The sequence below is a fragment of the Bradyrhizobium sp. UFLA01-814 genome (assembly GCF_046718885.1).
Lineage (GTDB): Bacteria > Pseudomonadota > Alphaproteobacteria > Rhizobiales > Xanthobacteraceae > Bradyrhizobium > Bradyrhizobium elkanii.
In genome coordinates, this window is the sequence record NZ_JAQOSR010000226.1 from 1 (window position 1) to 11,371 (window position 11,371).

General features: G+C 65.2%; 10 protein-coding genes. 3 read left to right on the forward strand and 7 right to left on the reverse strand.

What is annotated here, in order from left to right; genetic code table 11:
* Positions 1-200 precede the first annotated feature (200 nt).
* From panE to PMN64_RS38925, 4 genes are all read right to left on the reverse strand, one after another.
* Positions 201-1,124, reverse strand: a complete 924-nt coding sequence (gene panE / locus PMN64_RS38910; protein WP_411784583.1) for a 2-dehydropantoate 2-reductase — start codon at positions 1,122-1,124, stop codon at positions 201-203.
* A gap of 115 nt (positions 1,125-1,239) precedes the next feature.
* The gene (locus PMN64_RS38915; protein WP_411784584.1) at positions 1,240-1,845 is read right to left on the reverse strand and encodes a 2-hydroxychromene-2-carboxylate isomerase; all 606 of its coding nucleotides are present in this window, start codon (positions 1,843-1,845) and stop codon (positions 1,240-1,242) included.
* A 110-nt stretch (positions 1,846-1,955) separates the two neighbouring features.
* Entirely contained in the window at positions 1,956-3,305 is a 1,350-nt protein-coding gene (locus PMN64_RS38920; RefSeq protein ID WP_411784585.1) for an MATE family efflux transporter, read from the reverse strand.
* 221 nt (positions 3,306-3,526) lie between these two features.
* Positions 3,527-4,114: a DUF2239 family protein gene (locus PMN64_RS38925; RefSeq protein WP_304498016.1), complete on the reverse strand. Its 588-nt coding sequence runs from the start codon at positions 4,112-4,114 to the stop codon at positions 3,527-3,529.
* A 119-nt stretch (positions 4,115-4,233) separates the two neighbouring features.
* Here PMN64_RS38925 and PMN64_RS38930 point away from each other — a divergent pair, with 119 nt between their 5' ends.
* Both PMN64_RS38930 and PMN64_RS38935 read left to right on the forward strand, forming a co-directional pair.
* On the forward strand, positions 4,234-4,899 hold the full coding sequence (locus tag PMN64_RS38930; protein ID WP_304498017.1) for a glutathione S-transferase family protein: 666 nt from the start codon (positions 4,234-4,236) through the stop codon (positions 4,897-4,899).
* 114 nt (positions 4,900-5,013) lie between these two features.
* A complete protein-coding gene (locus PMN64_RS38935; RefSeq protein ID WP_304498018.1) occupies positions 5,014-5,349 on the forward strand; it encodes a GIY-YIG nuclease family protein in 336 nt (111 codons plus the stop codon).
* Between the two features lies 1 nt (position 5,350).
* Here the strand turns inward: PMN64_RS38935 and PMN64_RS38940 are convergent, their stop codons facing one another.
* The 3 genes from PMN64_RS38940 to ggt all read right to left on the reverse strand — a co-directional run bounded on the left by PMN64_RS38940 (position 5,351) and on the right by ggt (position 9,780).
* Positions 5,351-6,226 (reverse strand): SDR family oxidoreductase, encoded by an 876-nt coding sequence (locus PMN64_RS38940; RefSeq protein ID WP_411784586.1) that lies wholly within the window; start codon positions 6,224-6,226, stop codon positions 5,351-5,353.
* A 184-nt stretch (positions 6,227-6,410) separates the two neighbouring features.
* The gene (locus PMN64_RS38945; RefSeq protein WP_028342046.1) at positions 6,411-7,709 is read right to left on the reverse strand and encodes an MFS transporter; all 1,299 of its coding nucleotides are present in this window, start codon (positions 7,707-7,709) and stop codon (positions 6,411-6,413) included.
* A 325-nt stretch (positions 7,710-8,034) separates the two neighbouring features.
* Complete coding sequence (gene ggt / locus PMN64_RS38950; RefSeq protein ID WP_411784587.1) at positions 8,035-9,780, reverse strand: gamma-glutamyltransferase; 1,746 nt, start codon at positions 9,778-9,780, stop codon at positions 8,035-8,037.
* A 127-nt stretch (positions 9,781-9,907) separates the two neighbouring features.
* Between ggt and PMN64_RS38955 the strand changes: the two genes are divergently transcribed.
* Positions 9,908-11,287, forward strand: a complete 1,380-nt coding sequence (locus PMN64_RS38955) for an MFS transporter (protein WP_411784588.1) — start codon at positions 9,908-9,910, stop codon at positions 11,285-11,287.
* The last annotated feature ends 84 nt before the right edge of the window (positions 11,288-11,371 follow it).

Below are 11,371 nucleotides of genomic sequence, written 5' to 3' on the forward strand. Positions count from 1 at the left end.
TACAACCGAACCCGCCTCAAATGCCTCGGCTACAAGACGCCAATCCAGGCCCTTGCCAATCAAACGGGACCAAACACGAAAGCAGGGACCCATAACCACCGGCTTCAATTGTGTAGAGAAGGTATCAACCGCGACCGCCTCAAATCGAATGGCCGCGGCGTATGGGTCCCTGCGTTCGCAGGGACGACACTGGTTGTGTGTTAAGCGCTCCGCTGCTTCTCATACGCCTTGAGGTGCGTGTAGGCCGTGCGCAGCTTCGGCACCGGGATCTTGGCGGCGTCGGCGCGTACGATCAGGTCGCCGATCACGTGATCGGCCTCGACCGGCAGCCCCGCCTTGATGTCGCGGAACATCGATGCGGTCATCGGCGAGCCCTCGGTGGTCAGGAGCCCGCGGGTGCGCTGGAAGAATGGGCCGCCCGGGGCATGGCCGGCGTCGGCGGCGATCGCGCTGCATTCGTCGAGGATGCCGAGCAGGAAATCCTTGCCGCCGGGCGCGGCCAGGATGTTGCCGACCGAGGTCCGCATCAGGCTGGTGGAGGCGGCGAGCGACGCCAGGAATACCCATTTCTCCCACATGTCCTGCATCACATGCTCGCTGGCGTTGGCGCCGTTGATCGCGGAGGAGAAGGTTTCGGCGATCGCGCGCACCCGGTCCGACAGGCCGCCGGCGCGCTCGCCGAAGCCGAGCGACTGCATCGGCTGCAGCTGCACCACCTCGCGCTTCTCGTTCAACGTCGCCGCGATCGCGCACAGACCGCCGAGCACATGCCGAGCGCCGAACGTCTTGTCGAGCGCATCGAGATGCAGCATGCCGTTGAGCAGCGGGATGATCGCGGTCTTGTCGCCGACGGCGGGCGCAAAGGACTTGATCGCATCCTCGAGATCGAACGCCTTGCAGCTCAACAGCACGACGTCGAACTTGTCCGACAGCCTGTCGGCCTGCACGGTCGGCGGGTTGTTGAGCGTGACGTCGCCGTTCGGGCTCTTGATCACGAGCCCGGCGGAGGCGAGCTCGGAAGCGCGGCGCGGGCGCACCAGGAAGGTGACGTCGCGGCCGGCCTGAAGCATCCGGCCACCGAAATAACCGCCGATCGCACCGGCGCCGACCACGAGAACGCGCATGGGAATTTGTCCTTCTTTGTTGTTCGCTGCCCGCGGGCGAATAGCGAATGGGAGTGGCGAATAGATAAGGATGCTGTTCGACTATTCGCTACCCGCTATTGGCCATTCGCTCATCTCACTTTCCCGATACCATTTCCTCGACTTCGCGCAGCTGCTCCTTGCCGAAGAAGATCTCGTTGCCGACGAAGAAGGTCGGCGAGCCGAACGCGCCGCGCTCGACGGCGGATGAGGTATATTCGATCAGCTTGGCCTTCACATCCGCGTCCTGCGCGCGGGCGAACAGTTTTGCAGCGTCAAGGCCGGAGGAGGCGATGGCTTTGCCGGCGACCTCAGGATCGTCCATCTTCTTGGGCTCGACCCACATGTGGTGGAAAGCGGCCTCGATATACTTCTCGAATACACCCTCGAACTGGGCGGCGACCGCCGCGCGCATCAGGTTCAGCGTATTGACCGGGAAAAACGGGTTCCAGGTGTAGGGCTTGACGCCAAAGCGCTTGAGAAAGCGTTCGGTCTCGATCTTCTGAAACTCCGGCTTGTTCTTGACGCCCGCCAGCGTCTCGGCCGGCGACTTGTTGTTGGTGGCCTTGAAAATGCCGCCGAGCAGGATCGGGACATATTCGAACTTGACGCCGGTGCGCTTTTCGATTGCCGGGATCGCTTCATGGCTGAGGAAAGCGTTGGGGCTGCCGAAATCGAACAGGAATTGCGGATTTTGGCTCACGGCAGTCTCTCCCTCGGCTTGTCTCGTTTGGACTTGTTTAGCATGGACCTGCTGTCGCGGGCGCCATCAGTAGAATATGATAATCATCATGTGAGCCGCGGCGCGCGATGTCAAATCAGCCGCTTGATGGTCTGCTTGCGCCATACCAGGGCGTAATAGGCCATCTGCAGCACGAACATGGTTGCGAAGGTGACGGGATAGGCGATCCAGATGCCGCTGACGCCGAGGGCGCGGCTGAGCAGGATCGCGACCGGCACCTCGACCACCGCGATCGCGAGGGTCGAGAGGAACAGCGGCATCCACACCGTGCCGCCGGCGCGCATCGCGCCCGAAAACACCGTCGCCATGCCGAACAGCACCATGCTCCACAGCACGATGTACAAGAGCTGCTGCGCCAGCGCGAGCACGGCATTGTCGACGATGAAGAAGCCCATCAGCGGCCGCGCGAAGAGATAGCCGAGCACGACCAGCCCGCCGGTCAGCGCGAGATTCATCTCGATTCCGGTCCTGACGATGGCGCCGACCCGGGCGGAATCGCCGCGGCCGATCGCCTGCGCGCCGAAGATCGACACCGATATTGCGATCGAGATCGCCGGAAACTGCACATAGCCGATCACCTGGTTGACCGCGCCATAGGCCGCGGTGGCGTCCGAGCCGAAACCGTTGACGAGGCCAAGCAGCACCAGCTCGGCGAGCGAGACCACCACCATGCCGATCGCGGTCGGAATGCCGAGCCGCAACACGATGCGCAGCAGCGCGCCGTTCGGCCGCATCGCGCGCAGGAACGCAGCGTCGAAGGCCAGCGCATGGCGGTGCCGCAGCATATGGACATGCAGCCACAGCAGCGTGACCACGCCCGAGACCGCGGAGGCGACCGCGGCGCTGGCGACGCCGAGCATCGGCAGGCCGAGCCAGCCGCGGATCAGCGCCGGCGTCACCACCAGGCCGACGATGGTCGAGACCGTCAGCGCAACCAGCGGCGTCACGGTGTCGCCGACGCCGCGCATCATCGCCGTCAGCAGCAGGAATGCGAACGTTATGGGCATCGTGATCATCATGATACGAGCATAAGCCACCGCGGCGTCGAGGACGTCGGATGGCGTCGCGAGCGCGATCAAGAGCGGCCGGGCGAACAGGCCGCCGAGGATTGCGATCGCGAGCGCCAGCAGCAGCGTCACGGTCATGGTGGTGCCGGCGACCGCTTTCACCCGGTCGGGCTCGCCGGCGCCCCAGGCCTGGCCGATCATGACCGAGGCGCCGGCGCTGAGGCCGATCACGAAGGAAATGAAGAAGAACATCACCGGAAAGAACACCGAGACGGCGGCGAGCGCCTCGACGCCGATCATCTGGCCGAGATAGACGCCGTTGATGGTGCCGAACAGCGACTGCAGCACGTTGCTGAGCAGCATCGGCGCGAGGAAGGCGAGGAAGGCTTTGCGCAGGGCGGGAGGGTTGGACACGTTAAAATTCCAAAGTGGTACCGAGCTTGTGCGGTTTGGTGAGTAGGTCAGGCAGCACGTACGCTGTCGTCCCTGCGAAAGCAGGGACCCATACTCCGCGGCCTTGCTAAGGGCACGCGGCTAGTTCGACGCGCTGCAATGCTCTTCAGTGGTTATGGGTCCCTGCTTTCGCAGGGACGACATCCCGTTCGAGGTTGCTCATCCAGACTATTCAAAGCGCGTCAGTCCGCTTGATCGCTATAGGCGAGCCGGATCGCGTGATCGCGGATATCGGCTGGCCAGTCCGCGATCAGCGTCGCAAAGCGGCGCCGGTCGTGGGCGAACAGGGCGCGGATCGCATCCTCATAGTTCGGCCGGTTGCCGGCCATGACAGTCATGAAGCGATAGGCGGCGTCCTGCGCGCTGCGCGTGCGGTCCTTGTCGCCGCTTGAGCGCCGCGCCTCGTCGATCAGCTTGCGGATCGCAACCGATGCGCCGCCCTTCTGCTGCGCGAGCCAGTCCCAATGCCGTGGCAACAGCGTGATCTCGCGCGCGACGACGCCAAGCTTCGGTCGACCGGGCCCGCGCGGCGCGGTCGGCGCCGCCGGCTCCCCGTCGGGCGGAGGCGCGAGCTTCGGCAGGCGGCCCAGCACGTCGTCGACCGAGCCGCGAAAATCGATATCGACCAGCGCCGAGGTGCGGCCGTTGAACACCAGGATCGCGGCGTCCTTGCGCTGGTCGAGGTGTTGCTTGGCGGTGCGCGCAACCTCCGGGAGGTCGCCGGCCCCGATGCGGTGCTCGCCTTCGAAGGCGACATAGGCAGGATTCATGGTAGACCTCTCCGATTGCGCGACCTATTGCCCGGGTAATCATTAGCAATCACGGCGCGTGGATCTCGATTTTCGTGTTGCCGGCTGGCGCCAAACGCCGTCCATTTCAGAGGATGCCCATGCTGACGGTTCATCACCTCAACAATTCCCGCTCGCAGCGCGTGCTGTGGCTGCTCGAGGAATTGGGTGTGCCCTACGAGATCGTGCGCTATCAGCGGCAGCCCGACATGCGGGCGCCGAAGGAGCTGCGCGCGATCCATCCGCTCGGCAAGTCGCCCGTCGTCACCGACAACGGCCACACGATCGCGGAATCCGGCGCGATCCTCGAATACATCATCGCGACCTACGGCAACGGGCGCCTGATCCCGCCGGCCGATACGCCGGAGCGGCTGCGCTACACCTATTGGCTGCACTACGCCGAGGGTTCGGCGATGACGCCGCTGCTGCTGAAGCTCCTGTTCACGCTGATGCCGAAGCGCGCGCCGGCGCTGCTGCGGCCCCTGGTGCGCAAGGTGTCGAACACGGCGCTGTCGACGCTGGTCAATCCGCAGCTCAAGCAGCACATGGCCTATTGGGAAGGCGAGCTCGGCAAGAGCGAATGGTTCGCCGGCAGCGAGTTTTCCGGCGCCGACATCCAGATGAGCTTCCCGCTGGAGGCTGCCGCGGCGCGCGGCGGGCTCGAGGACGGCCATCCCAGGTGCGTCGCATTCCTCGAGCGCATCCACGCCCGCCCGGCCTATGCACGAGCGCTGGAGAAGGGCGGTCCGTATCAAGTCGGCCGGTAAATTCGCGGTCATAACAGCGGCTCGGGTTTCGATGCTGCTATTTTTTATCCGGGTAATATTGCTTTGTCAATAATGCCCGGGTATAAATAGCGTGCCTGGACCATTGGAGCCGCCGTGAAGATCGAGGACCGCAAGCAAGCCATCGCCGACTACAAGAAACGCGCTGCTGTCGCCGGCGTGTTCGCGATCCGCTGCCGCGCGACCGGCGAAGTCTGGGTCGGGCAGGCGCTCGATCTCGACAAGATCGAGAACCGCATCTGGTTCACGCTGCGGATGGGCAGCCATCGCAACGCGGAGCTGCAGCGCGCCTGGACGGCCCACGGCGCGGATCATCTCTCGCTCGAAACGCTGGAGCGGATCGAGGACGAGGAGCTTGCCTATGTGCGCGATACGCTGCTGAAGGAGCGCGTGCAGCATTGGCGCGCAGAGCTGAATGCGTTCGCGGTGTAGCCTAGTGTGACGGCAGCGGCTGCACGGTGACGCCGGGCGGCGGCACGTCGTCGTCGGGCACGAAGAAATCCGACATCAGCGGCACCGAGGGATCGACGCGGTAGCGCTCGAAGTCGCGCACGCCATTGGCATAGAGCACCTTGTCGTCGATGCAGAAATGCCCGGTGAATTCGCGCGACGGCCGGGTGATGATCGCGTAGGCCGCATCGCCCATGATCTCGGGCGTGCGCCTCGCCCTCATCATGGCATCGCCGCCGAGCAGGTTGCCGACTGCGGCGGTCGCGATCGTGGTGCGCGGCCACAGCGCGTTGACGGCAACTCCGGCCGATTTCAATTCGCCCGCCAGTCCAAGCACGCACATGCTCATGCCGAACTTCGCCATCGTGTAGGCGGTCGAGTGCTCGAACCATTTCGTCTTCATGTCGAGCGGCGGCGACAGCATCAGGATGTGCGGATTCTCCGCCTTCTTCAGGTGCGGGATGCAGTATTTCGACACCATGAAGGTGCCGCGGGTGTTGATACCAATCATCAGGTCGAACCGCTTCATGTCGGTTGCCTGCGAATTGGTCAGGCTGATGGCGCTGGCATTGTTGACGCAGACGTCGATGCCGCCGAACTCGGCGACGGTCTGCTCGATCGCCGCCACCACCTGCGCCTCGTCCCTGATGTCGCAGAGCACCGGCATCGCCTTGCCGCCGGCGGCGCGGACCTCGTCGGCGGCGGTGTAGATCGTGCCCTTCAGCTTCGGATGCGGCTCGGCGGTCTTCGCCGCGATCGCGACATTGGCGCCGTCACGCGCAGCGCGCAGCGCGATCGCCAGCCCGATGCCGCGGCTCGCGCCCGAGATGAACAGCGTTTTGCCCTTGAGCGATGTCATGAGACGGCTCCTCTTTAGTTAGGGACGCACACTATCAGGGCTCCCTCCCCCCTTGCGGGGGAGGGTTGGGGAGAGGGGTAAGCCACACACACTGCCTTCGCGGCTACCCCTCTCCCTAACCCTCCCCCGCAAGGGGGGAGGGGACGACCGAGCAAGCGGCGCAGCCACAGCCCTACCTCACCGCCTACCCATCCGCATGCAGCACGCGCCCGCGCGTTTCCGGCAGCGCGTAGGCGGCGAGGAAGAACACGCCGTAGGCCGCCACCGCGAAGATCGCGATCGCGTTGGCGAGCGTGGTCGTGGTCGACAGCGCGCCGACCAGGAACGGGAACAGCGCGCCGATGCCGCGGCCGAAATTGTAGCAGAAGCCCTGGCCGGAGCCACGCAGCCGGGTCGGATACAGTTCGGTCAGGAACGCGCCCATGCCGGAGAAATAGCCCGAGGCAAAGAAGCCGAGCGGAAAGCCCAGCACCCACAGCACCTCGTTGGACAGCGGCAGCTGGGTGTAGAGCAGCACCACCGCGATGGCGCCGATCGAGAAGATCAGGAACAGATTGCGCCGGCCGATCCGGTCGGCGAGCCAGGCACCGACCAGATAGCCGATGAACGAGCCGATGATCAGCGTCGCGAGATAGCCGGTCGAGCCGACCACGGAGAGCTTGCGCTCGGTGGTGAGGAAGCGCGGCACCCAGAAGGTGATGGCGTAGTAGCCGCCCTGCATGCCGGTGCCGACCAGCGACGCCAGCAGCGTGGTCTTCAGGATCGGCCCGTGGAAGATCTCCCACAACTTGGCGGGGCCGCTGCCCGAGGCCTGCGCCTGCGCCATGGTCGCTGCGGAGATTTCCGGCTCGGTGACGTAGCGGCGCAGATAGAACACCAGCAGTGCCGGCAGCGCGCCGATCACGAACATCCAGCGCCAGGCGTTCTCCGCCGGCAGCACCGAGAACAGGATCGCCTGCGCCAGCACCGCGAGGCCCCAGCCGACCGCCCAGCCCGACTGCACCGAGCCGACCGCGCGTCCGCGATATTGCGGCCGGATCGCCTCGCCGATTAGCACCGCGCCGGCCGCCCATTCGCCGCCGAAGCCGAGGCCGAGCAGTGCGCGGGCAATCAGAAGCTGGTCGAAATTCTGCACCAATGCGCAGACCAGCGAGAAGAACGAGAACCAGACGATGGTGAGCTGCAGCGTCTTCACCCGCCCGATGCGGTCGGACAGATAGCCGCCGAGCCAGCCGCCGACGGCGGACGCCAGCAGCGTCACCGTGCCCGCAAGGCCTGCGGTGCCGGGGTCAACTTTCCATAGCGTGATGATGGTGCCGATCACCAGCGGATAGATCATGAAATCCATGCCGTCGAGCGTCCAGCCCGACGCGCAGGCCCAGAACGTGCGCCGCTCCTGCAGGTTCATGTCGCGATAGAAGGCGAGGAGGCTGGTATCCTCGATCTCTGCAACTTCCATCGGTTTGGATTCGGCCGTGCTCATGCGCGTTCCCCGGAGAAATCTTTCACCGGCTCTTTGCGATCCGCGGCCGGAATTACGCGGACCGCCAATCTATCGCGATGTTGCAGGTGGGGCAAAGGCGGGTTTGCGCGGCCCTTAGAATGGGATGAAGTTAGATTGAATCGGATTGGCCCCAAGCACGCTCACCTCTCCCCGACGGGGAGAGGTCGATTTGCGCAGCAAATCGGGTGAGGGGCTGCGGCTCCAACGAGAGAGCGGAACCCCTCACCCGGCGCTACGCGCCGACCTCTCCCAAGGGAGAGGTGAGCCTCCACTGCCACTCCGGCTCAACCGATCCCATCATGCTTTAGTATCCCGCGGCCTCGGAGCCGCGCGTGCGCGGATCGGGCGCGCCGAGCAGACCGTTGGTCGTAACGAGGATCGAGTTCGCGGAGGAGTAGCCGAGCGGCTCGACCAGTTTGTGGCCCTTGGCTTTCAGCTCGGTCAGCACCGCGTCGGGAAAACCGCGCTCGATCCGGACCTCGTCGGGCAGCCATTGATGGTGCATGCGGGGCGCGGCGACCGCGGCCGCGACGTCCATCTTGTAGTCGATCACGTCGACGATGATCTGCGTCACGGCGGAGATGATGCGGCTGCCGCCGGGCGAGCCCGTCACCAGCACCGGCTTGCCGTCTTTCAGCACGATGGTCGGCGACATCGACGACAGCGGGCGCTTGCCGGGCCCCGGCAGATTGGCCTCGAAGCCGACCAGGCCGAAAGCATTGGAGGCGCCGGGCGCGGCGGTGAAATCGTCGAGCTCGTTGTTGAGCAGCACGCCGGTGCCGTCGGCGACGAGGCCGACGCCGTAGGGGAAGTTCAGCGTATAGGTGTTGCTGACGGCGTTGCCGCCGGCATCGACGACCGAATAATGCGTGGTGTTGTCGCCCTCGTGCGGCTGCTTCGCGTTGCGCACATCGGTCCAGGGCGTGGCGCGGGCAAGATCGATGGTCGCGCGCTGTTTGGCGGCATAGTCCTTGTCGATCAAGAGCTGCGTCGGCGCGTCGACGAAAGCGGGATCGCCGAGATAGCGCGCGCGATCGGCATAGGCCCGCTTCATCGCCTCGATCATCACATGCAGCGAGGCGGCCGAGCCCTGCTTCATGTCGGACATCGGAAAGCCTTCGAGGATGTTGAGGATCTCGAGCAGCACGACGCCGCCGGAGGAGGGTTGCGGCATCGACACGATGTCGTAGCCGCGATAGCTGCCGCGGATCGGCGTGCGGATCACCGGCTGGTAGGATTTCAGATCCTCGAGCGTGAAGATGCCGCCGGCATTCTTGATGCCGCTGACGAGCTTCTCGGCGACGGCGCCTTGGTAGAAGCCGCGCGGGCCCTGTTCGGCAATATCAGTCAATACGCCGGCGAGATCGCCCTGGATCAGGCGGTCGCCCTCGCGCAGCGGCGTGCCGTCGGCGTGCGAGAACGTCCTGGCCGAATTCGGCCAGCGCGACATGCGGCGATACATGTCGTTCAGCGTGTCGGATGTGTCGTCGGTGACGATGAAGCCGTCGCGCGCGAGGTCGATCGCGGGCTTGAGGATCTGCGCCAGCGTGAACTTGCCGGAGCCGTATTTCTCCAGCGCCAGCGCGAGGCCCGCGACCGTGCCGGGCACGCCGATCGCGAGCGCGGAGTTGCGCGACTTGTCGGGATCGGGCTTGCCGTCGGCGTTCAGGAACATGTCGCGGGTGGCGGCCTGCGGCGCAGTCTCGCGATAGTCGATCGCGACATCCTCATTGTGGCCAGCGAGATGGATCACCATGAAACCGCCGCCGCCGATATTGCCGGCGCGCGGATAGGTCACCGCCATCGCAAAGCCGGTGGCGACCGCGGCGTCGACCGCGTTACCGCCCTGTCGCAGGATGTCGGCGCCAACTTGCGCAGCCAGCTTCTCCTGCGCCACCACCATGCCGTTTTCGGCGCGAATGCTGCGAATCGTGTCCGCGGCTGAAGGTTCATAGAAGCGGCGCTGGACCTGGCCGAGGGCCGGCGTCGCGATACCAATCACCAGGAGAGCGGCAAACAGCCGTCGCGACATCGTTGCCGTCAGCGCCATCGAAATGTCCTGCCCTGTTCATCGCCGTATCAGTCAAACCGGCTCATGCTATATGGGAGCGGATTGGAGCGGCAAAAGCCTGCCTGTGGTTTCGAGTTGGGGAATATCTTTCGCGATGACGGCAACAATGCAGACGGGCGCCGGTGACGCGAAGGCCTCCACCAAGGTTTATCCTGGCCGCGCCGCTGTCGTCAGCTGGATCTTCTTCGACTGGGCCGCGCAGCCTTATTTCACGCTGATCACGACCTTCGTGTTCGCGCCTTATTTCGCGAGCTTCGTCGCGCCCGATGCCGCGAGCGGCCAGGCGCTGTGGGGCTTTGCCACCGCGGCCGCGGGACTTGCGATCGCGCTGCTGTCGCCGGTGCTGGGGGCGATCGCCGATGCCAGCGGCCGGCGCAAGCCGTGGATCGCCGGCTTCGGTGCGCTGCTCGTGATCGGGGCCAGCGCGATGTGGATCGGCAAGCCCGGCAATCCCGACATCATCCCCATGCTGCTGCTCGCCTATGCGATCGCGAGCGTCGGCGTCGAGTTCGCGACCGTGTTCAACAATGCGATGATGCCGACCCTGGTGCCGCCGGCCCGGATCGGGCGGCTGTCAGGCACCGGCTGGGCCACCGGCTATGTCGGCGGCATCCTGAGCCTTGTGCTGGTGCTTGGATTCCTCGCCGCCAATGCCGAGACCGGCAAAACGCTGTTCGGTTTCACGCCGCTGTTCGGTCTCGATCCCACCATGCATGAAGGCGACCGCATCACCGGGCCGCTGACCGGGCTTTGGTTCATCATCTTCGTGACACCGATGTTCCTGTTCACGCCGGATTATCCGACGAAGCGTCCGATCCGCGCGGCGCTCGGCGAAGGCCTGCGCGAGCTCAGGGAATCGTTGTCGAGCCTGCCGAAGCAGAAGTCACTGGCGCGGTTCCTGCTGGCGAACATGATCTACACCGACGGGCTGGTCTCGCTGTTCGCGTTCGGCGGCATCTATGCCGCCGGCACGTTCGGCTGGGACACGATCCGGATCGGCACCTTCGGCATCATCCTCGCTGTGGCCGGCACGTTCGGCGGCTGGATCGGCGGCAAGCTCGACGATGCGTTCGGGCCGAAGCGCGTGATCACCGGTAGTCTCGTGATCCTGCTGTTTGCGATCGTCGTGATCCTCACCGTGAACAAGGATTCCATCCTGTTCATCCAGGTCGCGCCGCCGGTGCCCGGCGGTCCGTTGTTCGCGGGCGCCGCCGAGCGCGCTTACATCGTGCTGGGCTGCCTGATCGGCGCCACCGGCGCGCCACTGCAGGCAGCGTCGCGCTCGCTCCTGATTCGCCTCGCGCCGAAGGATCGCATCGCGCAGTATTTTGGCTTGTTCGCGCTCACCGGCAAGGTGACGTCGTTCATCGGCCCGCTCCTGATCGGCGCGATCACCGCGGCAACCGCAAGCCAGAAGGCCGGCATGGCGGTGCTGGTGGCGTTCTTCGTGGCGGGGCTGGCGCTATTGGCGAAGGTGCGGGAGTAACCACCGCCGTCGTCCCGGCGAAGGCCGGCAACTGTTATGTTGGTTTGGTCTGCAGGTACGGCTTTCGGTCTCGCATCATGGCAT

Coding starts and splice junctions, on each gene's coding strand:
- PMN64_RS38930 (WP_304498017.1), top strand. CDS start 4,234: ATGCTGACGGTTCATCACCTCAACAATTCCCGCTCGCAGCGCGTGCTG.
- PMN64_RS38940 (WP_411784586.1), bottom strand. CDS start 6,226: ATGACATCGCTCAAGGGCAAAACGCTGTTCATCTCGGGCGCGAGCCGC.
- PMN64_RS38925 (WP_304498016.1), bottom strand. CDS start 4,114: ATGAATCCTGCCTATGTCGCCTTCGAAGGCGAGCACCGCATCGGGGCC.
- PMN64_RS38945 (WP_028342046.1), bottom strand. CDS start 7,709: ATGAGCACGGCCGAATCCAAACCGATGGAAGTTGCAGAGATCGAGGAT.
- ggt (WP_411784587.1), bottom strand. CDS start 9,780: ATGGCGCTGACGGCAACGATGTCGCGACGGCTGTTTGCCGCTCTCCTG.
- panE (WP_411784583.1), bottom strand. CDS start 1,124: ATGCGCGTTCTCGTGGTCGGCGCCGGTGCGATCGGCGGTTATTTCGGT.
- PMN64_RS38955 (WP_411784588.1), top strand. CDS start 9,908: ATGCAGACGGGCGCCGGTGACGCGAAGGCCTCCACCAAGGTTTATCCT.